Below are 25,747 nucleotides of genomic sequence, written 5' to 3'. Positions count from 1 at the left end.
CCCTTGACTTTGTGTTTTAAAGTTCTTTGCGTGAACGTCGAAGACGAGCTTCCGCCGGCTGACCCGGCCGCCGCCCTGCGCCTGATCCGTGAGCAGCAGGCCACCGCCACCCGCCGCCTCGAACCCGACCCCCGCGCCTACTACTGGCCCTGGGGCCTGGCCTGGCTGATCGGGTTCGGCCTCTTCTTCCTGCGCTTCTCACCGAACGGACGGGTCCTGGTCGACCTGCCCACCTGGCTGCCGCTGACCGTGCTCTTCGTGCTGCTCGGCGCGGCCGGGATCGTCTCCGGGGTGGCCAGCGCACGGGCCTACGGGGACGTCACCGGGGACTCCGCCCGACGCGGCACCTGGTACGGCTGGTCCTGGTTCCTGGGCTTCCTCACCGTCTTCGCGGTCGCCGGGCGGGTCTCCGACAGCCTTCCGCCGGAGCTGACCGGGCTGCTCTGGTCGGCCCTGTCGGTCGGCCTGACCGGGGTGCTGCACATGGCCGGTGGCGCGGTCTGGCTGGACCGCCGGCTCTTCCTGCTCGGCGTCTGGATCACCGTGCTCAACGTGCTCGGTTCGATCGCCGGTCCCGGCTGGCACGCGCTGGTGGTCGCGGTCGCCGGCGGTGGCGGGATGATCCTCGCCGGGTTGCTCGGCTGGCTGCGCCAGCGGGACCGCCGGTGACCGAACTCGACCCGGTGATCCACGCCCAGGCCCGGCTGCGGGTGGTCGCCACCCTCGCCACCCTCGGCCAGGGCGACCTGATCGCCTTCCCCCGGTTGCAGGAGATCCTCGCCATGACCCCCGGCAACCTCTCGGTACACCTGCGCAAGCTGGAGGACGCCGGCTACGTCGAGGTCACCAAGACCTACCGGGGCCGGACCCCGGCCACCCTGATCGCCCTGACCCGGCGGGGCCGGTTGGCCTTCGAGGAGTACACCGACGCCATCCGCGCCCTGCTCACCCCGGGCGGCCCCGCCGATACCGCCGGGACCGCCGACATTGCCGGCCCGACCGGTACCGCCGGGACCGCCGACGTTGCCGGCCCGACCGGTGTCGCCGGGACCGCCGACGTTGCCGGCCCGACCGGCGTCGCCGTCCGCACCGACCCCGCCGGGACCGCCGGCCGGAAGGACACCACATGATCCTCGCCCGGGCCGAACAGGCCACCCGACGGTACGGCGACGTGCTCGCCCTCGACTCCGTCGACCTCGACGTCTCCGCCGGCGAACTGGTCGGGCTGCTCGGCCCGAACGGTGCCGGCAAGAGCACCCTGATGAACCTCCTCGTCGGGCTGCGCCGACCCACCGCCGGCCGGGTGCAGCTCTTCGGCGGTGATCCCCGCGACCCGGCCCACCGCAGGTCGGTCGGGGTCACCCCGCAGGAGACCGGCCTACCCGGCACGCTGCGGGTCGGCGAGGTCGTCGACTTCGTCTCCGCCCACTACCCCGACCCGGTGCCCCGGGGCGAACTGCTCGACCGGTTCGGCCTCACCGACCTGGTACGCCGGCAGACCGGCGGGCTCTCCGGCGGTCAGCGCCGCCGGCTGGCGGTGGCGTTGGCCTTCGTCGGCCGACCCCGGCTGGTACTGCTCGACGAGCCGACCACCGGACTGGACGTCGAGGCCCGGCACACCCTCTGGGACGCCGTCCGGGCCTTCCACGCCGACGGCGGCACGGTGCTGCTGACCAGCCACTACCTCGAAGAGGTGGAGGCGCTGGCCCGGCGGGTCGTGGTCATCGGGCGGGGCCGGGTGCTCGCCGACGACACGGTGGCGGCGGTACGCGACGTGGTCGGCGTACGCCGGGTCAGCCTGACCGCCGACGACCTGCCGGAACTGCCCGGCGTGACCCGGGTCGAACGGGCCGAGGGGCGTACCCACCTCTTCACCACCGACGCCGACCGGCTGGTCCGGGACCTGGTCACCGGCGGGGTGCCGTTCCGGGACCTGGAGGTCCGCCCCACCAGCCTGGAGAAGGCGTTCCTCGCCATCACCGCCGACGAACAACCGACCGGAAGTCGTTGACCATGAAGCTCACCCTGGTCCATGCCCGTTACCAACTGTTGGAGACCGTCCGCATCCCGATCGCGGTGGTGGGCAGCGCGTTCTTCCCGGCCGCCGCGATGCTCTTCTTCGTGGTGCCGTTCGCCGGCGACGACCCCACCCCCGCCACCTTCGCCACCGCCGCCATGGTCACCTTCTCCGTGCTCAGCGCCAACATCTTCCAGTACGGCGTGGGCGTCGCCGAGGACCGCGCCCAGCCCTGGGACCCGTACCTGCGGACCCTGCCGGTCGGCTCCGCGCCCCGCTTCGCCGGTCGGGTGCTGGCCGGGCTGCTGCTCAGCTACTTCTCGCTGATCCCGGTTTTGCTGATCGCGGCGACCCTGACCGAGGCCTGGATCAGCCTGCCCGGGTTCGCGCTGGCCGCCGGCACGGTCGCGGTGATCTCGGTACCGTTCACCCTGATGGGGCTGACCATCGGGTACGCCCTGCCGAGCAAGGCGGCGATCGTGGTCGCCCAGGTGCTGTTCTTCCCGCTCGCCTTCGGTGGTGGGCTGCTCTCCGCACCCGGTCAGGCCCCCGGCTTCATCGAGGTGATCGCCCCGTACCTGCCCACCCGGGGCGCGGTCGAACTGATGTGGGCGTCGGTCGGCGACTTCCGCCCCGATCCGCTCTCGGTCGGCATGCTCGCGGTCTGGGTCGCGGTGCTGGCCGCGCTCGCCGGTTGGGCGTACCGACGGGACGAGGGCCGTCGGTTCACCTGACCAGGCACCGAGGTGAGGTAGCCCCTGGGCCGGCCCGGAACGCAACGGGGGCGGGCCGGCCCGGGCGGTCCGGTCTGGTCCGGGCGGTCCGGCGTGACGCGGGGTAGCGCGGCGCGAGGCGGCGCGAGGCGGCGCGGCGCGAGGCGGCGCGGCGCGGATCTGTCGGCGCCGGGTGTGCGGGGGCTTCTGGCCGGTTCGGCTGCGCCGGCCGGCGCGGCGGTGCCACGATGCCGGCAGGGAGCCGTCACCGGCCGAGAGGGGTCAGCGTGAACGCCGTCGCACCGGGCATCCCCTGCTGGGCCGACCTGGCCACCGCGGACCTGGCGGAGGCCAAACGGTTCTACGGTGGGCTGTTCGGCTGGACCGGCCGGGTCTCGCCCCAGCCCGAAGCGGGCGGTTACACCACGTTCCTGCTGGACGGGCAGGCCGCCGCCGGGGTCGGCCCGCCGGCCACCCCGGACCAGGTGCCGATCTGGTCGACGTACGTGGCCACGGACGACGCCGACCTGGTCGCCACCCGGGTCGCCAAAGCCGGCGGACAGGTCGTGGTACCCCCGTTGGAGATCTTCGACCAGGGGCGGATGGCCGTCTTCGCCGATCCGGCCGGCGCGGCGTTCAGCGTGTGGCAGCCGATGGCGATGGGCGGAGCCGAGGTGTTCAACGTGCCCGGGGCGTTGAGCTGGACCGAGTTGGTCACCCCCGACCCCGAGGGGGCGAAGGCCTTCTACGAGCTGGTCTTCGGCTGGCAGCCGGAGGAGCAACCGATGGACCCGGTCCCCTACACCGGTTGGCGGTGCGGCAGCCGGATCGTCGCCGGGATGATGCCGCCGCTGGGTGACGGCTACCCCGCCGACCTGCCGGCGTACTGGTCGGTGTACTTCGCGGTCACCGACACCGACGCCGCCGCCGAGCAGGCCGTGGAGCTGGGCGGCGAGATCCTGGTGCCACCCTGGGACCTCCCGGTCGGCCGGATCGCCGCGCTCCGCGATCCCCACGGCGCCCTCTTCTCCGTCATCACCCTGCACCCCCAGCGGTAAGGAAGGGCCCCTTCTTAACACCCGATCGTGAGAAGGGAACCCCTCTCTACCGAAAGCGTTAACAGGGGGCCCTTCCTTACACCTCAGCGGGGGCGGACGGGGACTACCAGGGGGCCGTGTTCGCCCTGGATCACCCGGACGGTGGCCCGGTAGTGGGTGCCCAGGAGGTCTTCGGTGAGCACCTCCCGGGGCGGGCCGACGGCGGCCACCTGACCGGCGGAGAGCAGCACCAGCCGGTCGGCGTACTCCCCGGCGACCGAGAGGTCGTGCATGGTGGCCAGCACGGTAAGCCCGTGCTCCCGGCGGAGCTGGTCGACCAGCTCCAGCACCTCCTGCTGGTGGCCGATGTCCAGCGCGCTGGTCGGCTCGTCGAGCAGCAGCAGGGTGGCGCCCTGGGCCAGCGCCCGGGCCAGGAAGACCCGCTGCCGTTCCCCACCGGAGAGGGTGGCCAGCTCACGACGTTCGAAGCCGAGCAGGTCGAGCCGGCGGAGGACCTCGTGCACCACGGCCAGGTCGGCCGCTGACTCCCGCCCCAGCGGGGGGATGTACGGGGTACGCCCGAGCAGGACGTAGTCCAGCACCGCCATTCCGGGCGGCACGACCGGCGACTGCGGGACAGTGGCCACCACCCGGGCCCGGTCGCGACGGCGCAGGCGGGCGCTCGGCGTACCGAAGAGCCAGATGGCGTCCGGCGCGGGCAGCAGGCCGCCGACGGCCCGCAGCAGGGTCGACTTGCCGGCGCCGTTCGGGCCGATCACGGTGACCCACTCGCCGGGGGCGACGGTGAGGTCGACCCCGGTCAGCACCGGCACCCCGCCCAACTCCACCCGCAACCGCCGCACCTCGACGGCCGCCGCCCCGGCGGGGTCGGCGGGGCCGACAGTGCCGGCGGGGTCGACAGTGCCGGCGGGGTCGGCGGGACCGGCGGGATCCGGGGTCACGAGAGCATCCGGCGGGTGGTGCGCAGGACCAGGACGAAGAACGGCCCGCCGAGCAGTGCGGTGACCACGCCGATCGGTACCTCGGCCGGGGCGGCGGCGGTCCGGGCGATCACGTCGGTCAGCGCCAGGAAGGCACCCCCGAAGAGCAGGGACAGCGGCAGGATCACCCGGTAGCTCGAGCCGGCGAGCAGCCGTACCGCGTGCGGCACGATGATCCCGACGAACCCGATCAGGCCGGTGGCGGAGACCGCCGCGGCGGTGCCGAGCGAGGCGGCGGCGACCAGCAGGTACCGGGAACGTTGCGGGTGCAGGCCCAGGCTGCTGGCCTCGTCGTCGCCGAGGGAGAGCACGTCCAGTTCCCGCCGGTGCAGCAGCACCACGACCACGGTGACCAGGAAGTACGGCAGCACCAACCGGACGTCGGCCCAACCGGCGGTGGCCAGCCGCCCGAGCAGCCAGGAGTAGACCAGCTGAATGCTGTCGGCGTTGCGTTGCAGCAGGTAGGTCTGCCCGGCGGAGAGGAACGCGGAGACGGCGACCCCGGCCAGGATCAGCGTCGCCGGGGAGCGGCCCCGGTCGCCGGCCGCGCCCAGCAGGTAGGTCATCAGCACCGCGCCGAGCGCGCCGACGAACGCGGCCAGCGGGATCGTCACCGGCATGCTGCCCGACCCGTCCCCGCCGCCGCGCAGGGCGATCGCCGCGGTGACCGCCAGGCCGGCCCCGGCCGCCACCCCCAGCAGGTACGGGTCGGCCAGCGGGTTGCGGAAGACACCCTGGTAGCAGCCGCCGGCCAGGGCGAGCAGTCCACCGACGAGCAGACCGAGTACGGCCCGGGGCAGCCGTAGCTCGGTGATGATGGCGATCTCGCGCTCGGTCAGGCCGCTCTCCAGGCGTACCCCGGGAATGAGGTTGAGCAGCTCGACCGCGACGCTGCCCGGCGGAAGGCTGACCGGGCCGAACGAGACACCGGCGACGAGCGCGAGCCCGACGGCGGCGATACCGGCGACCAGCCAGCGCGCCCGCAGTCCGGCGGGCGCGCTGGCCGAACCGGCCGACCGGGCCGGCCCCGCCGTTTTGCCCAAACCCGCAGCCGGGCCCGGACCCGCCGATCTGCCCGCGCCGGCCGACGGACCCGGACCGGCCGACTTGCCCGGACCGGCCGACGGACCCGGACCGGCCGACTTGCCCGGACCGGCCGGCACCGCCGGTCGGGCGGCTCGCGGTCGGATCAAGGCCGGGTCGACCTGCGGTAACCGACGGCGGACCAGGTCACGCCGGCACCTTGGCGACCGCGTCGACGATCGACCGGAGCAGGTCGACCACGCGCGGACCCCACCGGGAGGCGATGTCGTCGTCGAGGGCGACTACCTGGTTGTTCTTGACCGCGGTCAGGCCGGACCAGCCGCTGCGCGCCTTGACCGTCTCCGCCGACTGCTGGCAGCACTTGGTGTCGGCGAGGAAGACGAAGTCCGGGTCCGCCTTGATGATGGACTCCTGGGAGAGCTGCGGGTAGCCGCCCTGCTTGCCGTCGGCGTCCGCGGCGTCGGCGATGTTGGTCAGTCCGACCTGGGCGTAGAGCGAGCCGATGAAGGTCTTGCTGGTCGCGCTGTACAGCTCCGGCCCCAGCTCGTGGTAGTACGTCAGCTTCTCCGCCCGTTGCGGCAGGTCCGCGACCAGTTTGGTGATCTCGTCGCGCATCCGGGTGGTCAGGTCGGCGGCGGCGTCGACGTTGCCGGTGAGCGCGCCCAGCTCGGTGATCTGCCGGTACGAGTCGTCAAGCGTGGTCGCCGCCGGGGCCAGGAAGACCGGGATCTTCAGCTTGGTCAGCTGGTCGACGATCTTGTTCATGTCGTTGGAGAGGACCACCAGGTCGGGGTCCTTCGCGGTGATCGCCTCGGCGTTCGGCTGGAAGCCGGACAGGTCGCTCTTCGGGGCGTCCGCCGGGAAGTTCGACTGGTCGTCGACTGCGGTGACCTGGCTGCCCGCACCGATGGCGAAGAGCATCTCGGTGGCGGTGGCCGAGAGCGAGACGATCCGCTCGGGCCGCTTGTCGAGGGTCAGCTCGCCGACCGTCACCGGGTAGGCGGCGCCGCCCGGGGTGGGGCCGGCGGCGGGCTCGTCGGAGCCGCCCTGGGCGCAGCCGCCGAGCGCGAGCGCGGCCACCGCGATCGCCGCGGTGAACAACCTGGGGGTACGTCTGGACATGCTGGTGCCTCCTGTCGGTCGAGGAGTCTGGTGCTTCGCCGACAGGGGACCGGGGCCGCCCATGGGCGAGGCGCCCTTCCTCGAGAGCGCGTGTCGCGACCGCGCCGCAGGCGACCTGGCTCATCCCCGTACCGGTCCGGCCGGTGGGCCGATCCGATCGACCCCGGCCGGACGGCCGGGCACGCCGAACGGCGCCGGCCGGAGGGGCCGGGCGCCGCGGCTGGGGCATCACAGTTGCGGGACAGCGCCGGTTTCGCACCGGCTTCGCTGCGGACGATCGGTAGCACCGTAGCGCACCTGCGCAGGATGCTCTTTCCCGCAGGTGGCGCGGGGTGACCTGGACACCACCGCCGAAGCCCGCCGGGTGCCCGGCCCAGGTGTTTGGAAGGGCCCCTTCCTATACAGAAAGCGTTAACAAGGGGCCCTTCCTTACCAGGGGTTAGCAGTATTGGGATTGTTTGTTGATGGCGCGGTAGGGGCAGTCGGCGTACTCGCTGAGCAGCAGCACCGCCTCCTTGTTACGGGAGGTCTGCGCCGGGATCACCTCGTCGGGCGGGTAGAAGCCGCCCCCGGAGGCCGAGCCGGGGTACATCTCGAAGGTGTACGCCCAGATCTTGTGCTGCCCCCACATCCAGTCGATGCTGTCGCCGTCGGTGATGTACAGGTCGCTGGACTGCTGCGGGGTGTAGCCGTTGGTGGCCGCCATCTGCTGGCCGAGCGTGGCGAAGGTGTTGTACTGGTCGGCCGTCATGCCGGTGGCGGTGTTGTTGTACGTGTAGCCGAACGGCCAGAGCACCAGCTGGGAGTAGGTGTGGAAGTCGATGTTCGCCTTGATCTGCTGCACCCCGCCGACGACCCGGCCGTTGACGAAGTTGCGCAGCGCGGTGGTCTCCGGTGCGGAGAAGGCCGACGGGCCCCGGTAGGTCTCCGACGACTTCACGCCCGACGAGCCGCCGCAGCAGCCCCACTGGTAGGACCAGTTGCGGTTCAGGTCGGTGCCGACCGCCGTCGTACCGCTGTTCGGCTGCCGGTTCTTGCGCCAGGAGCGGTACGAGCCGGTGGCGATGTCGTACTCGCTGCCGTCGGGGTTGACCGTCGGCACGATCCAGAGTTCCCGGGTGTTGACGATGTTGGTCACCCGGGAGTCGGTGCCGTACGAGTCGGTGAAGAGGTTCAGCAGGTAGATCGCCATCTCGACGGTGAGGTGCTCGCGGGCGTGCTGCTGTGAGTTGAAGAGGATCTCCGGCTCGTTCTCGTCGGTGCCGACGTTGTCGGAGATCTTCACCGCCATCAGGTCGCGTCCCTCGTACGACCGACCGATGCTGATCTTGCGGGCGATGCTCGGGTGGTCCGCGACGACCTTGTTCACCACGGCGGTCAGCTCCGCGTAGTCGTGGTAGTTGCTGTCGGCCGGCGGGAAGGCCGTGGTGCCGACCCCGTCGGTGGCGTGGTCGTGCTCGTGGACCGGGGGCGCGGGGACCGCCTCCAGCCGGAAGCCGAGCCGGGTGATCGCGGCGGCCTCGGCCCGGGTGGCCGAGACGTGCAGCACGCCGTGCTCGACGTAGTCGATGGCAGCACCGGTGCCGGCGACCGCGGTGCGGTCGGCGACGGTACGCGGACCGAGCACCCGGTAGCCGGTGGCGGCCGGCTCGGCGGCGCGTTCCGGGGCGGGCCGGGCGGCGACCGGTGCGCTGACGGCGGTCACCAGGGCCAAGCCGGTGACCACAGCCAACGCCAGCCGGCGACGGAGGGGGGTACGGATCATGCGAGCCTCCTCGGGTGCGGCGCGCCGCGTTCTGCGGCGACCTTCGGCACCCACTCACATGGTCATATCAATGTCCTTCGCTGCGGCTCTCATCCCGAGCACGTCATCATCCCGGCGGTATCCTGCCCCCGTCGACCGGAACCCGCACGTCAGTCCCGCCCGCCGGACGGGCCGGGCCGCTCGTCGGCGGGCTGGTCCCCAGTGGTGGGCCGGTCCCCGGCGGTGGGCCGGTACCCCTCGGTGGGCCGGTTTCCGCCGGGTCGGTCCTCAGTGGCGGGCTGGTCCTCGCCGGCCAGGGCGGAACGGAGCCGCTCCTTCTCGGTCCGGCGGCGGGTCGCCGCGCCGGCCATCTCCTCGGCCATCTCGTTGCGCCAGCTGCCGAGCAGGAAGAAGGAGAGCGCGGCGGAGAAGACCAACGCCAGCAGCAACCGCAGGAAGACGCTCATGTCGACCAGCCAGAGCGCCCCCAGCACCACGACGAACAGCCCGATCCGGCCCAGTGTGTACTTCAGCGCCGCGCTCACGTCGCCACTCCCTCTCCCACTTTCCAGGTCCACCGGGCAGGCCCGGCGCGAAGGTCAACCGGGCGGGCCCGGCGCGAAGGTCAACCGGGCGGGCCCGGCGCGAAGGTCAACCGGTCCGGCGGGCCAGCCAGCGGACGCCGGGGAACCAGATGGTCGCGTACGCCACGGCGAAGGCCGCCGCCGCGAGCGCGCCGGAGGCCAACGCGGGCAGCCCGGCGGCCAGCCCGGCCACCAGCAGCCCGGCCAGCACCCCGGTCACCGCGGCCACCAGCGCCGCGACCACCCGGGCCGCGCCGAACTCCCAGGCCCGGAAGTCGTCCCAGAACAGCCAGGCCGGCAGGATGATCGCCAGCCAGCCGTTGGCGCTGCCGAAGTCGCCCGCGCCGAAGGACGCGAAGGCGGCGTCGAACAGCACCAGCGCCAGCACCCCGATGACCACCCCGGCGAGGCTCACCCCGAGCAGGTCGCCCAGGGTGAGGATGCGCCCGTCGGCGTCACGTCGGGGAAACCCGCCAGCTTCACTCATGTCGTGGTCAGCGTACGGGTGCGGTCAGGCCCAGACCTGTTGCGGCTCGGCGCGGCGCTCGGCCATTGACGGGGCGGGGTCGTACTCCCGGACCACCTCGTAGCGGGTGTTGCGCTCGACCGGCCGGAAACCGGCGTCCCAGATCAGGTGCAGCAGGTCGTCGCGGTGCATGGTGTTCGGCGTGCCGTACGAGTCGGCGTCGTGGGTGATCTTGTATTCGACCACCGAGCCGTCCAGGTCGTCGACGCCGAAGTTCAGCGACAACTGGGCCACCGACAGCCCGTGCATCACCCAGAAGTTCTTCAGGTGCGGGACGTTGTCGAAGAGCAGCCGGGAGACGGCGAAGGTCTTCAGCGACTCGGCCGGCGCGGCCATCGTGGTGCGGGCCTGGATCCGGTTACGGATCTTGCCGTCCGCGGAGTCGACGAAGTCGTGCTGGTAGCGCAGCGGGATGAAGACCGCGAAGCCGCCGGTCTCGTCCTGCAGCTCACGCAGCCGGAGCACGTGGTCGACCCGGTGCCGGGGCTCCTCGATGTGGCCGTAGAGCATCGTCGCCGGGGTCTGCATCCCCTTGGCGTGGGCCAGCGCGTGGATCCGCGACCAGTCCTCCCAGTGGCAGGCGTGGTCGACGATGTGCTGCCGGACCTCCCAGTCGAAGATCTCCGCGCCGCCGCCGGTCAACGACTCCAGGCCGGCGTCCATCAGCTCGTCGAGGATCTCGTCCGCGGTCAGCCCGCTGATCTTCTCGAACCACTGCACCTCGGTCGCGGTGAAGCACTTGAGCTTGACGTTCGGCAGCGCGGCCTTCAGCTCCCGCAGCACCTTGGGGTAGTAGCGCCAGGGCAGGGTGGGGTGCAGGCCGTTGACGATGTGCAGCTCGGTGAGCTGCTCGTCCTCCATCTCCTTGGCCTTGCGGACCGCCTCGTCGATGCGCATCGTGTACGCGTCCTTCTCGCCCGGCTTGCGCTGGAACGAGCAGTACGCGCAGCTCGCGCTGCACACGTTGGTCAGGTTGAGGTGCCGGTTGACGTTGAACATCACCCGGTCGCCGTTGAGCTCGGTGCGCCGGTGGTGGGCCAACCGTCCCAGCCAGGCGAGGTCGTCGCTGTCGTAGAGGGCGATCCCGTCCTCGCGGGTCAGCCGCTCGCCCGCGTACACCTTCGCTTCGAGCTCACGCTTGAGTCCGGCGTCCATCGAAAGCCACGTCCCTTCCACTGCGGTCCGGGTCGAGCCTACGTCGAACGGACGAGTAGCCGGCAGTACGGTCGGCCATCAGCGACGCAGTTCACCGCACTCTCAGGATCCTGTTACCCCCGCACGCATCGACATCGGCAGCGTGGTGCGGTAGGAAAACTAGGGGGGCGACACACACTGGCTGCGCACACCGGCCGCAGCGCCCCCGATCGGCGCGCCCACCGGCGCGACCAGCGCGGGACGAGGAGCGGAATGGTCGACAGCGGGCACGGGCGACGACGGCGACGGAGCAGCCCGGTGATCTCGCCGGTGCTGCGGCCGAGGCTCTGGGCTGCCCTACTCGGTGCCGTCGCCGCAGCCGTGTTGAGCGCACCGGCGTACGCCGAGCCGGCCCTGCCGACCACGGTGCCCGACTCCGGGTCCCGCCCGGTCGCCGCCGGCGGACTGCAGCTGCCGGGCGGACAGCCGGGCGCCGGCACCCCGGTCCTGCCGGGGGCCCCGGGCGCACCGGCCACGCCGGTCGTCAACCTCGCCACCGGCCCGTTGGCGATGCAGATCAACACCGCCCAGACCCAGCTCGGGCTGCTCGGTGACCAACTGCTCACCCTCGAACAGCAGCGGACCGAGGCGCAGTCCCAGCTGGCCACCGCCACGCAGAACCTGGAGCTGGCCCGCCAGGCCCTCACCGAGGCCCAGCGGAAGGTCGACGTCGCCGCGGCGGACACCCTCAAGGCCGCCGCCGCGCTGCCGTCCGGCGAGTTCGGGCAGGACCTGCACGAGCTCGGCCAGCTCCAACGGATCGCCCGCGGCGACAAGGTGACCGGGGCCAGCACGGCCACCAGTGGCGAGCTGACCCGGGCCCGCAACGGCGAGCGGGTGGCCGTGGAGGCCTTCACCGCCGCCGAGTCCCGGGCCAAGGGCGCGCAGACCCAGTTCGCCACGGTCGAGCAGCAACGCCGTACCCAGGAGACGCAGCTGCTCAAGCTGCGCAAGGACAACGCCGCCCAGCTGGTCCAGATCGAGCGCCAGCAGGACGCCGCCGAGCAGCGGCTCGGCACCGAGTACGTCAACGCGGGCAGCGGCGACGGAGCGACCGCGCACCCCCGGGCGATGGCGGCGGTGCGGTACGCGCTGGCCCAGCGCGGCGACCCGTACGTCTGGGGTGCCGAGGGGCCGGACACGTTCGACTGCTCCGGCCTGGTCTGGGCCGCGTACCGGTCGAAGGGCGCCGACTACTTCGACCTTCCCCGGGTGGCCCGGGACCAGTACAACGCCACCCGTTCCCGGACGGTGGGCCGCAGCGACCTGCTCCCGGGTGACCTGGTCTTCTTCGCCTCGGGCAGCAGCTGGCAGTCGATCCACCACATGGGGATGTACATCGGCGACGGCCGGATGGTGCACGCGCCCACCACCGGCGACGTGGTGAAGATCTCCCCCGTCGGCTGGTCGCGGCTGTACGCGGCGACCCGGGTGATCGGCGCGGTGCCCGGCAAGCCCACGCCGGCACCGGTGCCGCCCGCGCCGAAGCCCCCGAAGCCGCCGGCGCCGAAGCCCACCCCCGAGCCGAGTACGCCGCCGAAGCCGATCCCGACGCCGACCACCAAGCCGACGCCGACGCCGACCACGCCGCCGACCACGAAGCCACCGGTGACCCCGTCGCCGTCAACCACGCCGACCACGCCGGCCCCGACGCCGACGCCCACCGAGTCGGAGTCGCCGTCGCCGTCGGTCTCGGCCAGCAGCACGCCCACCCCGCAGGGCAGCGGCGAGTCGGCTGCCGAGACCCCGACGCCGGCACCGGGCACCAGCCGGGCCGACTGACCCTGGGCCAGCCACGGCGGTGGGGCCCCGCCAGCTACGGCGGTGGGGTGCCGCTAGCTACGGCGGTTGATCACGGTGAAGGCGGTCGCCCCCACCGCGGCCTGGGCCAGGAGCAGCAGGGCGAGCATCATCTCCACCGGGGCGCCGAGCCCGATCGCGATCGCGGCGACGCCGGTGAGCGGGACGGCGAGCAGGCCGAGGACCGCCAGGGAGCGGGTGAGCACCGCGTCGTCCCGTTCGTCGCCGGTCTGGGTCCAGGCCCGCTCGAAGGTGGTCGCCCGGTCCGGCCGCCTGGTCAGTCGCCAGAACCCCACCGCGACGCCGACCAGCCCGACGGCCGCCCCCATCAGGAAGCCCGAGCCCATGTTCCCGGGGCCGTGTTCGCGCAGCAACAGACCGGTGGGCACCACCACCGCCAGGATCACCAGCAGAAGCCCGAGGAAGATGACCGGCTGCCTGCCGCCCCGCTCCCGGGTCTCGGATACGTGCCGCTCAGTCGACATGAAAGATCTCCTCCACGGTGCGCTGGAAGTGCCGGGCGATGGCGATCGCCAGCGGAAGTGACGGGTCGTAACGGCCGGTCTCGATCGAGTTGACGGTCTGCCGCGAGACGTTCAGCACCTGGCCCAACTCCCGCTGGGACAGCCCGGCTGCCAGCCGTAACTCTCGAAGGTCGTTTCTCATGCCCGCCCAATGTGTCAAGCAACCTTGTCTAGTCAAGACTGCTTGACGCGGGCGTCCATGTCAAGGTCACTTGTCACCCGAGATGGCGTACCCGATCGCGCGGTGGCTCGGCGGTCGTCGACTCCGGCGACCGGCCGGCGGAACGGCTCACTCCGGCTGTGCTGCGCGGCCGGAGTATGGCACCGTGACACCAAGCACTCCCGGCCTCACCTCACGGGTCCGGGCGCGGGCGTCGGCGCGGAGGACGAGCATGGGCGAGCAGCAGGTTCCGGTGGAGACGGCGGACCCCGGTCCCACGCCCGACCCGGCGGGACGGGAGCCTGGCCCGTCGGAGGCCGCGGCACCCGCCGCCGGCACCGGCCGGGCGCAGGTAAGCGTCGCCAACCGGACGGCACCGCCGCAGGACGCCGGGTGGACCCGCCCCACCGGCGGCACCATGTACCGGGCCAGGTCCTCCACGCAGGAACGACCGCCGGCCAGCGGAGCCCCGAAACCGGCCGCCGCCCCCGCGTCGGACGACGCCCCGCAGGTGGCGAGCGGCACCACGCCGGCCTCCGCCGGAGCGATCCCGCCACCCCACCCGGCCCAGGGCACCCGGCCGGCCGGACCCCAGGTGCCGGCCCAGCGCACCGGTGGCTCCGAGCCGGGACCGGCGCGGGCCAGCGCCGCCGTACCCGGGCTGGTCCGGATCTCGGCCGCCGACGCCGCGGACGCCGTCGCCGCGTCGGCCACGCCGGCCAGCAGCCCGAAGGTGTACCGGTCGACCCCGACCGGCCACGCGCCGGCCGAACAGGCCTCCACCGAGCAGGCCTCCGCCGACCCGGCCCGGCCACCGGCCTCGACTCCCGAGCCGGCACCCAGTCCGTGGCCCGCGCACACGCCCGAACCCGCCCCCACCCCCGAGCCCGTCCCCACCCCGGAGCCGGAGCCGGTCGGGCCGCCGACCCCCGAGCCCACCCCGGAGCCGGTCGGGCCACCTACCCCGCCCATGCCGGAGCCGGAGCCGGTCCCGACGCCGGTACCCCCCGGCCCCGGGCCCGTACCCCCCGCACCGGCGCCGTCCCCGCCGGTGCCGACGCCGCCCGGCCCGCCGGTCCCACCCCCCGGTCCGCGGATCCCCCCGCCGCCGGCACCGCCCGGTCCGATGCCGGCGCCGCCCTTCCCGCCGCCGCCCGCCACCTCCCCGGCGTACGCCCGCGCCAGCGCAACCGGGTCCGCGAACCCGAACCGACCGGTCTCCACCCCGCCGGTGACGCCGGCCCAGCCCCGTTCCACCTGGTCACCCCCGAACACCACCGGCCGGTACGACGGCGGCCCGGACCTGGCCAGCACGGTGTACGGCAGCGGCACCGACGGACCGGGGTTCAACACGGTCTCGTTACCGCCGGGCAATCCGGCGGTGGAGAACTCCGGCTCGCTGACCGGGCACATCCTGGCGCAGGGCTGGTCGGAGCCGTCCAACCAACGGTCCAGCAACACCCGGGTGGTGATCGTGCTCGCCGTCGCGCTGACCCTGCTGGTGGCGATCAGCGTGCTGGTGGTACTGATCGGCAGCGATCTGATGGACAACCTGCTGGGCGGTGCCGCCGCGGGCTGACGGGGCCGGCGCGCGGGTGAGTCCGCCCACTACCCCCGTACGGCCGGTGGCGACCTCGCCGGCTCCCCGTACACTGGTGGGGATCACTGACCCGGCGCGGACGACCGCGCCCCTGGGCGATCTTGCGGGCGATCCGGCGGCGCTTCGAGCTGCGACGGGGCCATCGCGAAGATGCGCCCCGCTCGAAAGGCTCTTCTTGACCACCATTGCTGTTCCCAGCACGTCCCCGACCGCTCTCGACCAGCCGGAGACCACTCCGGCCAGTACCGACCAGCCCGGCACCGTTCCGGTGAGCACCGTTCCGGTGAGCGCCGACCAGAGCGACGCCGTGCCGGTCAGCGCCGTGCCGGCCGACGCCGAGGTGTCGGTCACGGCCGCGCCGGACTTCGCCGCGCTGGGCCTGCCCCCGGCGCTGGTCCGGGCGTTGGCCCGCCAGGGCATCGACACGCCCTTCGAGATCCAGCGGGCCACCGTGCCGGACGCCCTCGCCGGCCGCGACGTCCTCGGCCGGGGCCAGACCGGCTCCGGCAAGACCCTCGCCTTCGGCCTGCCCCTGCTGGCCCGGGTCGCCGACGGCGGCCGGGCCCGGCCGCTGCACCCCCGGGCCCTGGTCCTGGTGCCCACCCGGGAACTCGCCATGCAGGTGAACGACGCCCTGGTACCGCTCGGCAAGTCGGTAGGCGTGTTCCTCAAGACCGCTGTCGGGGGGGTGCCGTACGACCGCCAGATCGACGCGCTGCGTCGGGGCGTGGAGATCATCGTCGCCACCCCGGGTCGGCTCGGTGACCTGATCGCCCGAGGGGTCTGCCGGCTGGACGACGTCGAGGTGACCGTGCTCGACGAGGCCGACCAGATGGCCGACATGGGCTTCCTTCCCGAGGTCACCGAGCTGCTGGCGAAGACCCCGGCGCGGGCCCAGCGGCTGCTCTTCTCGGCCACCCTGGACGGTGACGTCGACGCGCTGGTCAAGCGGTTCATGACCGATCCGGTCACGCACTCCACCGCGCCGGCCACCGCCGCCGTGTCCACCATGGACCACCACATGCTGCTGATCCCGCCACACGACAAGTTCGCGGTGGCGGCGTCGATCGTGGCCCGGGACGGCCGGACCATGGTCTTCGCCCGTACCCAGTTGGGCGTGGACCGGCTGGTGGAGCAGTTCGCGGCGGTCGGCGTCCGCGCCGGTGGACTGCACGGCGGCAAGACCCAGCGGATGCGTACCCGCACGCTCGCCGAGTTCCGTGAGGGCCGGATGAACGTGCTGGTCGCCACCGACGTGGCCGCCCGGGGCATCCACGTGGACGGGGTCACCCTGGTCCTGCACGTCGACCCGCCGAAGGACCCGAAGGACTACCTGCACCGGGCCGGGCGTACCGCCCGTGCCGGCGAGTCGGGCGCGGTGGCCACCCTGGTCCTGCCCAAGCAGCGCCGGACCACCCTCGCCATGCTGGAGAAGGCCGGCGTGGCACCGGCCGAAGCCCGGGTACGGGCCGGTGACACCGCGCTGGTCGAGCTGGTCGGTGCCCGCGAGCCCAGTGGCGTACCGGTCCGCGAGGAGCCCGCGCCGGCCCGTCGCCACGACAGCCGGTCGGCCGGTCCGCGCCGCTTCGGTGACCGCGGCGAGCGCGGTTTCGGTAGCCGGGACGAGCGCGGCTTCGGTGACCGGCGCGAGCAGCGCTTCGGTGGCCGGGACGACCGGGGCTTCGGTGACCGGAGCTTCGGTGACCGGCGCGAGGGCGGCTCCGGCGACCGCGGCTTCGGTGACCGGCGTGAGCAGCGCTTCGGCGACCGGCCGGCGCGGCGGTTCGGTGACCGCGACGATCGCTCCTTCGGCGACCGCCCGGCCGGTGACCGCGGCTTCCGGGACCGCCCGGCCGACGGACGGGGTTTCCGGGACCGCCCGGCCGGCGGACGCGATTTCGGTGACCGCCCCCGGGGCGAGCAGCGTTTCGGCGACCGGCCCGGTGGTGAGCGAGGCTTCCGGGACCGCCCCACGGGCGAGCGCCGGTTCGGCGACCGGCCGCAGGGCGAGCAGCGCTTCGCCGACCGGGGCGACCGGACGGGTGACCCGCGCGGCGAGCGCCGCAGCGGTTTCCGGCCGGACGGCCGCGGCCATGACGACCGCCGGGGCCAGGGCGGCCGGGCTCCCGCACGTACCCACTGACCGACCCGCACCCTCAGCGCCGCCTCGGGGAGGTGGTGGTGTCCAGTCCGCACTGGTACCACCGCCTCCCCGAAGTCTCGGCCCGGCAGCGAGCAATGGCGGGTAACGTCCGGTTCATGGGACAGTCGCTGTTCTGGAGCCGCATCGACACCACCGGGGCGGAGCACGCCCTGGTCACCGACGAGCGGGGTCTGACCGCGCGGGGTACCCAGGTCGCCGTCGACCCGATCCCGTACACCTGCCGGTACACCCTGGTCACCGGGCCGGACTGGGCGACCAGCCGGCTGGAGGTGGAGGCCGAGGGGGCCGGCTGGCTGCGCGGCGTACACCTGGAACATGGCACCGACGGATGGCGGGTGACCACCACCGAGCAGGGTGACCTGGACCGGGCGCTGACCGCCGCCGGGCAGCCCACCGCAGGCCTGCCCGGTACCGACGACCCGGACGGGTTGGTCGACGCGTCCGACGTCGACCTGGGCGGCTCCCCGCTCTTCAACACCCTGCCGGTACGCCGGCTGGGGCTGACCGCCGCCCCGGCCGGGACCGAGCACCGCATCACGGTCGCCTGGGTGCTGGTGCCGAGTCTGCTGGTCGTACCGGCCGAGCAGGTCTACACCGCGCTCGGTGCCGGGCAGGTCCGGTTCACCAGCGACACCTTCACCGCCGACCTGACCCTCGACCCCGCTGGCTACCTGCTGCGCTACCCGGGCCTGGCGGTACGCCACGACGCCCCAGCCTGACCCGCCGCGCCTCGTACCCCGACCCCGGCGCCCATCGACGCAGCGGGCACCCGACGCCCGGCGGGCACCCCACCCGGCGGGCACCCCACCCGGCGGGCACCCCACCCGGCGGGCACCCCACGCGGCGGGCATCCGACGCGGCGGGGTCGGGCGCCCGGCGGCGGTGTTAGCGGGGTACCCCTCTCGACCAGATGCGTTAAGAAGGGGCCCTTCCTTTCACGGGGGCCAGGTGCCGGTGGTGAGGAAGTGGTCGATGGTGGTGAGGTGGGGGGTGAGGTCGATGCCCTGGTCGGCGACCCAGGTGTCGGCGTAGTAGCTGTCGGCGTACCGGTCGCCGGCGTCGCAGATGAGGGTGACCACCGAGCCGGTCCGGCCGGCCGCCAGCATTCCGGCGATCAGTCCGAAGGCTCCCCAGAGGTTGGTGCCGGTCGAACCGCCGACCCGGCGGCCGAGCACGGTCGAACCGGCCCGCATCGCCGCCAGCGAGGCCGCGTCGGGTACCTGGATCATCCGGTCCACCACCGAGGGCAGGAACGACGCTTCCACGCAGGGGCGGCCGATCCCCTCGATCCGGGAGCCCCGGCCGGTACGCAGCGACCAGTCGCCGGCCTGCCAGGCCGGGTAGAAGGCCGAGTTCTCCGGGTCGACCACGCAGAGCTTGGTGGGCAGCCGGCGGTAGCGGGCGTACCGACCGATGGTGGCGCTGGTCCCGCCGGTGCCCGCGCCCACCACGATCCAGTCCGGGACGGGATGGCGTTCCAGGGCCAGCTGCGCGTAGATCGACTCCGCGATGTTGTTGTTGCCCCGCCAGTCGGTGGCTCGTTCGGCGTAGGTGAACTGGTCCATGTAGTGGCCGCCGGAGTCCTCGGCCAGCCAGCGGGCCTCCACGACGACCTGGGCCGGGTCCCGGATCAGGTGGCAGCGACCGCCCTGGAACTCGATCTGGGCGATCTTCTCCGGCGAGGTGCTGGCCGGCATCACCGCGATGAACGGCAACCCCAGCATCCGGGCGAAGTACGCCTCGCTGACCGCGGTCGAGCCGGAGGAGGCCTCGACGATCGTGGTGTCCGGACCGATCCAGCCGTTGCAGAGGCCGTACAGGAAGAGGGAGCGGGCCAGCCGGTGTTTGAGCGACCCGGTCGGGTGCACCGACTCGTCCTTGAGATACAGGTCGATCCCCCACGCGCGGGGCAGCGGGAAGGGGAGCAGGTGGGTGTCGGCGGAGCGGTTGGCGTCGGCTTCGACCGTGGCGATCGCCTCGGTGACCCACGTCCGGCTGGCCTCGTCGCACCGGTCCAGATGTGTCACCCCGGAACGGTAACAGCGAAAAGTATTCGTCAACCGGCGGGCGGGGTGGGGACGGGCTGCGGGCGGTTCTCCCACTTGGTGGAGAGGGCGACCGCGGTACGGGTCGAGGCCACCCCCGGCGTCCGGTTCAGCCGCATGATCAGCTGCTCCAGCTCCGCTATGGTGCCCACCCTGGCCTTGAGCAGGAAGGACTCCACCCCGGCCATGAAGTAGCAGGACTCGATCTCGGGCATCGCCCGGAACGCCTCCAGCACGTCGTCGGTGTCGCCCCCGGAGCCCTCGACGATCCCGATCAGCGCGGTGACGCCCAGCCCGATCGCCTCGGGCGACACCTCCGCCCGGTAGCCCCGGACCACACCGCTGGACTCCAGCTTGCCCACCCGCTCGTGTACCGCCGGGGCGGAGAGACCGACTTGGCGGGCCAGCTCGGCGTAGGACAGACGGGCGTTACCGCGCAACAGCTCCACGAGGCTCAGGTCGATGGCGTCCACGGACTGTAGACCCTAGCGGTCGGCAAGGGTCGACCACCAAATCCCATAGACCAACTTCCCACTCCGTGCGTTTCTCACGTTTGGCGGACAGGCCTGTTCGCTGGTGCTGTAATTGCCATACGTCCCTCATGACGGCTCTGGGCTCGCACCAGCCGGGGGCAGTGTGTTCAGCCGAGGGCTTCGTCGACGCGAGGAGGGGGCTGTGGACACTGGAGATCGCCTGCTGACACCGGGTGAGGTCGCCGCGCTGTTTCGGGTGGACCCGAAGACTGTGACGAGATGGGCGGCGGCCGGCCGGATCGGCAGTATCCGGACTCCAGGCGGGCATCGCCGGTTTCGGGAATCCGAGGTGCGGGCCCTGCTTGAAGGGGAGGGCATGCTGGACGAGGCGGAAGACGTCGGCAGACCACGCAACGTGGGCCCGGCGGCGTCGACCGGCCCCGGGCCGGCAAATGCCGGCATGTACTGACCGGTGGCACCGTTACTGACCGGTGGCAACGTTACTGACCGGGTGCGCCGTTACTGACCGGGTGGCGCCGTGGGGCCGGACCGGACCTCAGGTCCGGTCCACCCCCGGTCCGGCCGGCCCGGACCGGGAACGGTCCGCTGCCAGCTCACCGGACCAGCGCCGGAACAGGGTGTGCGGTACGCCGAGCGCGTCCAGCACCTTCCCGGCCACGAAGTCGACCAGCTGCGCCGCGGAGGCGGACGCCCCGGCACCGTAGAAGCCGGGGCTGGCGGGCAGCACCACCGCACCGGCGTCGTGCAGTGCGATCAGGTGCTCCAGGTGGCTGCGGGTCACCGGCGTCTCCCGGGGCACCAGCACCACCGGGCGACGTTCCTTGAGGTTGACCTCGGCGGCCCGCTGCAACAGGTCCTTCGACAGGCCGATGGCGATACCGGCACAGGCGGCGGTGCTGGCCGGCACCACCACCATGCCGCGTACCCGGTAGGAGCCGCTGCTCGGCCCGGCGGCCAGGTCACCGGCGGGCCAGTGCCGGACGTCGGCGTCGGTCAGGTCCCGGCCGAGCCAGGCCGCCAGGTCGTCGGCCCAGTGCCCGTCCCGGAACGGCCGGCCGGTCTCGTCCAGCACGGTCAACCGGGCCGCCCGGGAGACGATCAGGTCGACCGCCGCGCCGGCATCGAGCAGAGCCCGGACAACGGCCGCCGCGTACGGGGTGCCGGACGCCCCGGAGACCCCGACCACCCATGGCTCACGCATACCGTCCAGCCTGCCTGGTACGCCTGGGAACCCGCTGGGCGGCCCCGGTATCCGGACGGGAAAGCCCAGGTGGGGATGGGCGAAGTGTGCCCGGATATCCCCGTGCCGGGCCCGCCTGGCATGCTGCGGGCCAGCAGCCGTACGGGGAGGACGGGCCATGGTCGATCGCACCCTCCGGGCGTTGGCGTCGGCCTGCCCGTTGCCCGCCCGCCGACCGGCGCCCATGGTCGACGAGGTGCAGGACTGGCTGGCCGCCCTGCTTACCGAGTCGGGTCTGCCGCTGGACGGCCCGGCCCGGCACCGGCTGCACCAGGCCCGCTTCGCCGGGTACGCGGCCCGGCTCTATCCGCACGCCGACGAAGCCGACCTGCGCGTGCTCACCGCCCTGTTCACCTGGTTCTTCCTGGTCGACGACGCCTGCGACGGACCGCAGGCACTGTCACCGGAGCGGATCAGCGCGTTGCGGGAGGGCACGCTCTACCTGCTGCGGTACGGGCCCCGGCCGGCGCATCCCGGCCTGACCGGTCCGCTGCGCCGGCTGCTGCTGCGGGCCTGGCGGGAACCCCGGCACCGGATGCCGGACCGGTGGCGGACCAGGTTCGCCGACGCGGTCGCCGAGCACCTCGACGGCACCTGGCGGGAGCGGATGAACCGGGCCACCGGTCGACGGCCCGGCGTCGACGAGTACGTGGTGCTGCGCCGGGCCACCTCGGCGGCGTACGTGTCGTACCCGTTGATCGAGTTCGTCACCGGCCGGCCGCTGCCCGACGCGGTGTACCACCATCCGGCGCTGCGCCGGGTCGGCGAGGTCGGCAACGACCTGCTCTCCTGGTACAACGACCTGGCCTCGCTGGAGAGGGACCGGGCGACCTCCGGCGGGCACAACCTGGTGCTGGCGGTGGCCGCCGAGCGGGGTGTGCCGGTCGACGCCGCCGTGGAGCTGGTCGCCGAGCGGTGGCGGGCCGCGATGGCCCGCTTCGTGACCCTCCGCGCGACGGTGCCGTCGTTCGGACCGGCGCTGGACGAGGCCGTCACCACCCACCTCGACGGGGTCGCCGACGCCGTCCGCGGCACCATCGACTGGACCCTGGAAAGCGCCCGCTACGGGTAAGGAAGGGCCCCTTCTTAACGCATCCGGTAGAGAAGGGTCCCCTTCTTACACCGCCGGCGCCGGTGGCGGGCCGGGCGCACGGTCAGGGGCGTAGGCCGAGGCGGAGCACCAGGTCGAGCAGGGCGAAGACGAAGAGCGCGATGCCGACAAACCCGTTGGCGGTGAAGAACGCCCGGTTGACCCGGCTCAGGTCGGTCGGGGTGACCACCACGTGCTGGTACCCGAACGCCACCGCGGTCAGCAGCAGCCCCAGCCACCACGGCCAGCCGAAGCCGACAAGCACCCCGAACCAGACGAAGAGCCCGAACGTCACCACGTGCGCCACCGTGGAGGCGTGCAGCGCGAACCGTTTGCCGTACCGGGCGGGCACGCTGCGTACCCCGATCTCGCGGTCCACCTCGGCGTCCTGGCAGGCGTAGATCAGGTCGAAGCCGCCGATCCAGAGCCCGACGGCCGCGCCGAGCAGCCACGCCGGCCAGGAGCCGGCGAAGGTGCCGGTGACCGCGAGCCAGGCCCCGACCGGCCCGACCGCCTGGGCCACCGCCAGGATCGCGTGCGGCCAGTCGGTGAAGCGTTTGCCATACGGGTAGACGACCAGCGGGACCACCGCCAGCGGCGCGAGCACCAGGACCAGCGGGTTGAGCAGGGCGGCGGCGGCCAGGAAGACCACCAGCGCGACGCCCGCGCCGGTCCAGGCCGTCCGCACGCTCACCGCCCCGGTGACCAGTTCCCGATTCGCGGTACGCGGATTCCGCGCGTCGATCCGCCGGTCGAGGATCCGGTTGGCCGCCATCGCGAAGGTACGCGCGCCGACCATCGCCACGGTGATCAACAGCAGGTCGAGCCAGCGGACCCGCCCCCCGTTGACCTGCATCGCGGTCAACGCCGACAGGTACGCGAAGGGCAACGCGAAGACCGAGTGTTCGATCGCCACCAGGTTCAGGAAGGCGCGGACCCGGCCGGGCGCCTCGGCGGTGGCGGTCATCAGATGCCGTACTCCTTCCAACGCTTGTCGACCAGGCTGACCACCTCGGGGGCCATCCGCATCTCCTCGGGCCAACCCCGGTGGTAGCCCTCCTCGGGCAGCTTGCGGGTCGCGTCGACGCCCGCCTTGCCACCCCAGAACTGCTGGTACGACGCGTGGTCGAGGTGGTCCACCGGCCCCTCGGTGAGCAGCAGGTCCCGGGCGTAGTCGACGTTGCCGAAGGCGCGGAAGGCGACCTCGTTGTAGTCGTGCACGTCGCAGTCCTCGTCGACGATCACGATCAGCTTGGTAAGCGACATCATGTGCGCGCCCCAGATCGCGTTCATCACCTTCTGGGCGTGCTTCGGGTACCGCTTGCGGATCGACACGATCGCACAGTTGTGGAAGACCCCGGCGGCGGGCAGGTCGTAGTCGACGATGTCCGGGATCAGGAAGCGCAGCAGCGGGGCGAAGATCCGCTCGGTGGCCTTGCCGAGACCGTGGTCCTCCTGCGGCGGCTGGGAGGTGACGATCGAGTGGTACACCGGGTCGCGCTGCATGGTCATGCACTCCACGTGCATCACCGGGAAGGGCTCGACCGGGGTGTAGAAGCCGGTGTGGTCGCCGAACGGCCCCTCCGGCATCCGCTCGCCCGGCTCGATGTACCCCTCCAGCACGATCTGGGCGTGCGCCGGCACCTGCAACGGCACGGTCAGGCAGTCGACCATCTCGACCCGGGCACCGCGCAGGTACCCGGCGAACAGGTACTCGTCGATGTCGGCCGGCAGCGGCGCGCTCGCCGAGTACGCCACGGCCGGGTCGCAGCCGATCGCGATCGCCACCGGCAGCCGCTGGCCGAGCCGCTCGGCGACCGCGTGGTGGGCGGTGGAGTTCTTGTGGATCTGCCAGTGCATCCCGATCGAGGTCGACGAGTGCTGCTGCAACCGGTAGAGCCCGAGGTTGCGCTTGCCGGTCTCCGGGTGCTTGGTGTGGGTCAGCCCGAAGTTGTGGAAGATCCCGCCGTCGCCCGGCCAGACCTGCAACCCCGGCAGCCGGTCCAGATCGACGTCGTCGCCCCGGTACACCACCTGCTGGCAGGGGGCGGTCCTGACCTTCTTCGGCGGCATCGAGGTGAGCTGGCGTACCTTGCCCAGGCCGTCCATCATCCCGGAGAGCCCCACCGGCAGCTCCGGCTTGAGCATCTCGCCGAGCCGCGCGCCGATCTCGTCGAGGCTCTCCACACCGAGCGCCATCGCCATCCGCTTCTCGGTACCGAACAGGTTGATCGCCACCGGCATCTCACCCCGGGTCGGCCGCTCGAAGAGCAACGCCGGCCCGTCGGCCCGTACCGTCCGGGTCACCACCTCGCTGATCTCCAGCGTGGGGTCCACCGGCACGCTGACGCGCCGCAGCTCCCCCGCCTTCTCCAGCGCCGCGAGGAAGTCCTTCAGATCGTCGTACGGAAACTTGCGAGCCGCCATCCCCCCAGTCTCCCCCACCCCCCTCAGGTGCAAGGAAGGGCCCCTTGTTAACGCTTCCGGTAGAGAAGGGTCCCCTTCTTGCGGGCCGGCGCGGCACGGCGCGGCACGGCGCGGCGCGCGGCACGGCACGGCACGGCGCACGGCACGGCGCGCGGCACGGCACGGCACGGCACGGCACGGCACGCGGCACGGCACGGCACGGCACGGCGCGGCGCGGCGCGGCGCGGCGCGGCGGCAGGGTGGTAACGGCACAGAACGACGCAGAGCGGCATGGTCGGGAGTCGGGTGGGTAGACCGGCGGCCCGGTGAGGCGGAGGAGCAGGAGGACGTCATGGGCGACGGACGGGTTCCGGCGGGGTTCGCCGAGCAGCGGACGCAGGTCGGCGAGGTCGCGATCAACTATGTCCGGGGCGGCAGCGGCCCCACCCTGGTCCTGCTGCACGGGTACCCGCAGTCCTGGTACATGTGGCGGCACGTGCTGCCGGAGCTGGCCCGCTCGTTCGAGGTGATCGCCCCGGACCTGCGTGGCTACGGCGACAGCGACGCCCCGTCGGCCGGTTACGACAAGAAGACGCTGGCTGGGGACGTACACGGGTTGCTTTCTGGGTTGGGTCTGGACCGTGACCTACGGGTGGTCGGTCACGACATCGGGACGATGGTCGCGTACGCGTACGCGGCGGCCCATCCGGACCGGGTGAGCCGGCTGGTGCTCAGCGAGGCGCCGATCCCCGACGAGAGCATCTACGCGTTCCCGGCGTTGACCGCCGCCGGCCCGGGGGTGTGGAACTTCGGCTTCTTCAGCCTGACCAACGGGCTGCCGGAGCAGCTCGTCGCCGGCCGCGAGGCACTCTGGATCGACAGGTTCACCGATTCGATCATGATCCGTAAGGGCAGCCTGGACGCGGCGGACATCGAGGAGTACGCCCGGCACCTGCGCGACGAGGCCCACCTGCGGGCGAGCTTCGAGTGCTTCCGCGCGTTCGGGCAGGACGTCGCGGACAACGCCGGTTACCGCAAGACCAAGCTGGCCATGCCGGTGCTCGCGATCGGCGCGCAGGCCAGCCTCGGCGACCAGGTCGCCGAGCAGGTCCGCCGGTACGCCGACTCGGTGACCGGCGAGACCGTCACCGACAGCGGCCACTGGCTCTTCGAGGAGCAGCCGGACGAGCTGCTCGCCCTCCTGCTCCCCTTCCTCCAGGCCTGAGCCGGCCAGCCCGCCCT

25 protein-coding genes and 1 pseudogene are annotated in these 25,747 nt (G+C 72.7%); 12 read left to right on the top strand and 14 right to left on the bottom strand.

The genetic code is table 11. The features are described 5' to 3' along the window. The first annotated feature begins 30 nt into the window (after positions 1-30). From GA0070617_RS02365 to GA0070617_RS02345, 5 genes are all read left to right on the top strand, one after another. On the top strand, positions 31-669 hold the full coding sequence (locus GA0070617_RS02365; RefSeq protein ID WP_091433363.1) for a transporter: 639 nt from the start codon (positions 31-33) through the stop codon (positions 667-669). Further along, the gene (locus tag GA0070617_RS31960) at positions 666-1,130 is read left to right on the top strand and encodes a transcriptional regulator (RefSeq protein WP_091433360.1); all 465 of its coding nucleotides are present in this window, start codon (positions 666-668) and stop codon (positions 1,128-1,130) included. Before GA0070617_RS02365 ends, GA0070617_RS31960 begins: the two co-directional genes overlap by 4 nt. After that, on the top strand, positions 1,127-2,011 hold the full coding sequence (locus tag GA0070617_RS02355) for an ABC transporter ATP-binding protein (protein ID WP_091433357.1): 885 nt from the start codon (positions 1,127-1,129) through the stop codon (positions 2,009-2,011). Before GA0070617_RS31960 ends, GA0070617_RS02355 begins: the two co-directional genes overlap by 4 nt. 2 nt (positions 2,012-2,013) lie before the next feature. Next, on the top strand, positions 2,014-2,751 hold the full coding sequence (locus tag GA0070617_RS02350) for an ABC transporter permease (protein ID WP_091433354.1): 738 nt from the start codon (positions 2,014-2,016) through the stop codon (positions 2,749-2,751). 227 nt (positions 2,752-2,978) lie between these two features. Continuing rightward, positions 2,979-3,788, top strand: a complete 810-nt coding sequence (locus tag GA0070617_RS02345) for a VOC family protein (RefSeq protein ID WP_175440412.1) — start codon at positions 2,979-2,981, stop codon at positions 3,786-3,788. Between the two features lie 83 nt (positions 3,789-3,871). Here the strand turns inward: GA0070617_RS02345 and GA0070617_RS02340 are convergent, their stop codons facing one another. The 7 genes and pseudogenes from GA0070617_RS02340 to mqnE form a co-directional block, all read right to left on the bottom strand. Then, positions 3,872-4,630: an ABC transporter ATP-binding protein gene (locus GA0070617_RS02340; protein ID WP_091445775.1), complete on the bottom strand. Its 759-nt coding sequence runs from the start codon at positions 4,628-4,630 to the stop codon at positions 3,872-3,874. Between the two features lie 95 nt (positions 4,631-4,725). Then, positions 4,726-5,811 carry a FecCD family ABC transporter permease gene (locus GA0070617_RS02335; protein ID WP_091445773.1) on the bottom strand — a complete coding sequence of 362 codons (1,086 nt, stop codon included), beginning with the start codon at positions 5,809-5,811 and terminating at the stop codon, positions 4,726-4,728. A gap of 187 nt (positions 5,812-5,998) precedes the next feature. Beyond that, the gene (locus GA0070617_RS02330) at positions 5,999-6,934 is read right to left on the bottom strand and encodes an ABC transporter substrate-binding protein (RefSeq protein ID WP_091433348.1); all 936 of its coding nucleotides are present in this window, start codon (positions 6,932-6,934) and stop codon (positions 5,999-6,001) included. A gap of 442 nt (positions 6,935-7,376) precedes the next feature. Next, positions 7,377-8,699, bottom strand: a pseudogene (locus GA0070617_RS02325) (M14 family metallopeptidase); the annotation flags it as partial. Between the two features lie 149 nt (positions 8,700-8,848). Beyond that, positions 8,849-9,223 carry a DUF4229 domain-containing protein gene (locus GA0070617_RS02320; RefSeq protein ID WP_091433341.1) on the bottom strand — a complete coding sequence of 125 codons (375 nt, stop codon included), beginning with the start codon at positions 9,221-9,223 and terminating at the stop codon, positions 8,849-8,851. 106 nt (positions 9,224-9,329) lie between these two features. Then, complete coding sequence (locus GA0070617_RS02315) at positions 9,330-9,749, bottom strand: hypothetical protein (protein ID WP_091433337.1); 420 nt, start codon at positions 9,747-9,749, stop codon at positions 9,330-9,332. Positions 9,750-9,773: 24 nt separating this feature from the next. Further along, positions 9,774-10,943, bottom strand: coding sequence for an aminofutalosine synthase MqnE (gene mqnE / locus GA0070617_RS02310; protein WP_091433333.1), 1,170 nt, complete (start codon positions 10,941-10,943; stop codon positions 9,774-9,776). A gap of 252 nt (positions 10,944-11,195) precedes the next feature. On the opposite strand from mqnE, the gene GA0070617_RS02305 reads away from it, so the two are divergent. Continuing rightward, positions 11,196-12,764, top strand: a complete 1,569-nt coding sequence (locus GA0070617_RS02305; protein WP_091433330.1) for a C40 family peptidase — start codon at positions 11,196-11,198, stop codon at positions 12,762-12,764. Between the two features lie 53 nt (positions 12,765-12,817). Here GA0070617_RS02305 and GA0070617_RS02300 read toward each other — a convergent pair whose 3' ends face one another. Continuing rightward, a complete protein-coding gene (locus GA0070617_RS02300; protein ID WP_217628760.1) occupies positions 12,818-13,267 on the bottom strand; it encodes a hypothetical protein in 450 nt (149 codons plus the stop codon). Further along, positions 13,257-13,448 carry a helix-turn-helix transcriptional regulator gene (locus tag GA0070617_RS02295; RefSeq protein WP_091433327.1) on the bottom strand — a complete coding sequence of 64 codons (192 nt, stop codon included), beginning with the start codon at positions 13,446-13,448 and terminating at the stop codon, positions 13,257-13,259. Before GA0070617_RS02295 ends, GA0070617_RS02300 begins: the two co-directional genes overlap by 11 nt. A gap of 250 nt (positions 13,449-13,698) precedes the next feature. Between GA0070617_RS02295 and GA0070617_RS31210 the strand changes: the two genes are divergently transcribed. From GA0070617_RS31210 to GA0070617_RS02280, 3 genes are all read left to right on the top strand, one after another. Continuing rightward, positions 13,699-15,045: a hypothetical protein gene (locus GA0070617_RS31210; RefSeq protein WP_091433324.1), complete on the top strand. Its 1,347-nt coding sequence runs from the start codon at positions 13,699-13,701 to the stop codon at positions 15,043-15,045. Between the two features lie 328 nt (positions 15,046-15,373). Then, complete coding sequence (locus GA0070617_RS02285) at positions 15,374-17,209, top strand: DEAD/DEAH box helicase (RefSeq protein WP_229688553.1); 1,836 nt, start codon at positions 15,374-15,376, stop codon at positions 17,207-17,209. Between the two features lie 116 nt (positions 17,210-17,325). Next, positions 17,326-17,949: a putative glycolipid-binding domain-containing protein gene (locus GA0070617_RS02280; protein ID WP_091445769.1), complete on the top strand. Its 624-nt coding sequence runs from the start codon at positions 17,326-17,328 to the stop codon at positions 17,947-17,949. A gap of 216 nt (positions 17,950-18,165) precedes the next feature. Here the strand turns inward: GA0070617_RS02280 and cds1 are convergent, their stop codons facing one another. Continuing rightward, complete coding sequence (gene cds1 / locus GA0070617_RS02275) at positions 18,166-19,257, bottom strand: L-cysteine desulfhydrase Cds1 (protein WP_091433316.1); 1,092 nt, start codon at positions 19,255-19,257, stop codon at positions 18,166-18,168. 29 nt (positions 19,258-19,286) lie between these two features. Further along, positions 19,287-19,748, bottom strand: coding sequence for an Lrp/AsnC family transcriptional regulator (locus GA0070617_RS02270; protein ID WP_091433313.1), 462 nt, complete (start codon positions 19,746-19,748; stop codon positions 19,287-19,289). A 202-nt stretch (positions 19,749-19,950) separates the two neighbouring features. Here GA0070617_RS02270 and GA0070617_RS02265 point away from each other — a divergent pair, with 202 nt between their 5' ends. Further along, positions 19,951-20,217: a BldC family transcriptional regulator gene (locus tag GA0070617_RS02265; RefSeq protein WP_091433310.1), complete on the top strand. Its 267-nt coding sequence runs from the start codon at positions 19,951-19,953 to the stop codon at positions 20,215-20,217. Positions 20,218-20,304: 87 nt separating this feature from the next. Here GA0070617_RS02265 and GA0070617_RS02260 read toward each other — a convergent pair whose 3' ends face one another. Next, complete coding sequence (locus GA0070617_RS02260; RefSeq protein WP_091433306.1) at positions 20,305-20,970, bottom strand: UbiX family flavin prenyltransferase; 666 nt, start codon at positions 20,968-20,970, stop codon at positions 20,305-20,307. A gap of 157 nt (positions 20,971-21,127) precedes the next feature. On the opposite strand from GA0070617_RS02260, the gene GA0070617_RS02255 reads away from it, so the two are divergent. Continuing rightward, positions 21,128-22,081 (top strand): terpene synthase family protein, encoded by a 954-nt coding sequence (locus tag GA0070617_RS02255; protein WP_091433303.1) that lies wholly within the window; start codon positions 21,128-21,130, stop codon positions 22,079-22,081. 82 nt (positions 22,082-22,163) lie between these two features. On the opposite strand, the gene mqnP is transcribed toward GA0070617_RS02255, so the two are convergent. Together mqnP and GA0070617_RS02245 are read right to left on the bottom strand one after the other, a co-directional pair. After that, positions 22,164-23,066, bottom strand: a complete 903-nt coding sequence (gene mqnP / locus GA0070617_RS02250) for a menaquinone biosynthesis prenyltransferase MqnP (protein ID WP_091433300.1) — start codon at positions 23,064-23,066, stop codon at positions 22,164-22,166. Further along, positions 23,066-24,526: a menaquinone biosynthesis decarboxylase gene (locus GA0070617_RS02245; RefSeq protein ID WP_091433297.1), complete on the bottom strand. Its 1,461-nt coding sequence runs from the start codon at positions 24,524-24,526 to the stop codon at positions 23,066-23,068. The genes mqnP and GA0070617_RS02245 overlap by 1 nt, the downstream gene beginning before the upstream one ends. 331 nt (positions 24,527-24,857) lie before the next feature. Between GA0070617_RS02245 and GA0070617_RS02240 the strand changes: the two genes are divergently transcribed. Continuing rightward, entirely contained in the window at positions 24,858-25,730 is an 873-nt protein-coding gene (locus tag GA0070617_RS02240) for an alpha/beta fold hydrolase (protein ID WP_091433294.1), read from the top strand. Positions 25,731-25,747 lie beyond the last annotated feature (17 nt).

Origin of the sequence: Micromonospora yangpuensis (genome assembly GCF_900091615.1) — a bacterium.
Taxonomy (GTDB): domain Bacteria; phylum Actinomycetota; class Actinomycetes; order Mycobacteriales; family Micromonosporaceae; genus Micromonospora; species Micromonospora yangpuensis.
This window is presented reverse-complemented; position numbering and strand designations above follow the sequence as displayed.

Excerpts from the sequence above, each read along its gene's own strand:
- GA0070617_RS02255 (WP_091433303.1), top strand. The coding sequence starts at position 21,128 with ATGGTCGATCGCACCCTCCGGGCGTTGGCGTCGGCCTGCCCGTTGCCC.
- GA0070617_RS02350 (WP_091433354.1), top strand. The coding sequence starts at position 2,014 with ATGAAGCTCACCCTGGTCCATGCCCGTTACCAACTGTTGGAGACCGTC.
- mqnE (WP_091433333.1), bottom strand. The coding sequence starts at position 10,943 with ATGGACGCCGGACTCAAGCGTGAGCTCGAAGCGAAGGTGTACGCGGGC.
- GA0070617_RS02245 (WP_091433297.1), bottom strand. The coding sequence starts at position 24,526 with ATGGCGGCTCGCAAGTTTCCGTACGACGATCTGAAGGACTTCCTCGCG.
- GA0070617_RS02240 (WP_091433294.1), top strand. The coding sequence starts at position 24,858 with ATGGGCGACGGACGGGTTCCGGCGGGGTTCGCCGAGCAGCGGACGCAG.
- GA0070617_RS02355 (WP_091433357.1), top strand. The coding sequence starts at position 1,127 with ATGATCCTCGCCCGGGCCGAACAGGCCACCCGACGGTACGGCGACGTG.
- GA0070617_RS02305 (WP_091433330.1), top strand. The coding sequence starts at position 11,196 with ATGGTCGACAGCGGGCACGGGCGACGACGGCGACGGAGCAGCCCGGTG.
- GA0070617_RS02330 (WP_091433348.1), bottom strand. The coding sequence starts at position 6,934 with ATGTCCAGACGTACCCCCAGGTTGTTCACCGCGGCGATCGCGGTGGCC.
- GA0070617_RS31210 (WP_091433324.1), top strand. The coding sequence starts at position 13,699 with ATGGGCGAGCAGCAGGTTCCGGTGGAGACGGCGGACCCCGGTCCCACG.
- GA0070617_RS02300 (WP_217628760.1), bottom strand. The coding sequence starts at position 13,267 with ATGTCGACTGAGCGGCACGTATCCGAGACCCGGGAGCGGGGCGGCAGG.
- GA0070617_RS02295 (WP_091433327.1), bottom strand. The coding sequence starts at position 13,448 with ATGAGAAACGACCTTCGAGAGTTACGGCTGGCAGCCGGGCTGTCCCAG.
- GA0070617_RS02260 (WP_091433306.1), bottom strand. The coding sequence starts at position 20,970 with ATGCGTGAGCCATGGGTGGTCGGGGTCTCCGGGGCGTCCGGCACCCCG.
- GA0070617_RS02345 (WP_175440412.1), top strand. The coding sequence starts at position 2,979 with ATGCCGGCAGGGAGCCGTCACCGGCCGAGAGGGGTCAGCGTGAACGCC.
- mqnP (WP_091433300.1), bottom strand. The coding sequence starts at position 23,066 with ATGACCGCCACCGCCGAGGCGCCCGGCCGGGTCCGCGCCTTCCTGAAC.
- GA0070617_RS02280 (WP_091445769.1), top strand. The coding sequence starts at position 17,326 with ATGGGACAGTCGCTGTTCTGGAGCCGCATCGACACCACCGGGGCGGAG.
- GA0070617_RS02315 (WP_091433337.1), bottom strand. The coding sequence starts at position 9,749 with ATGAGTGAAGCTGGCGGGTTTCCCCGACGTGACGCCGACGGGCGCATC.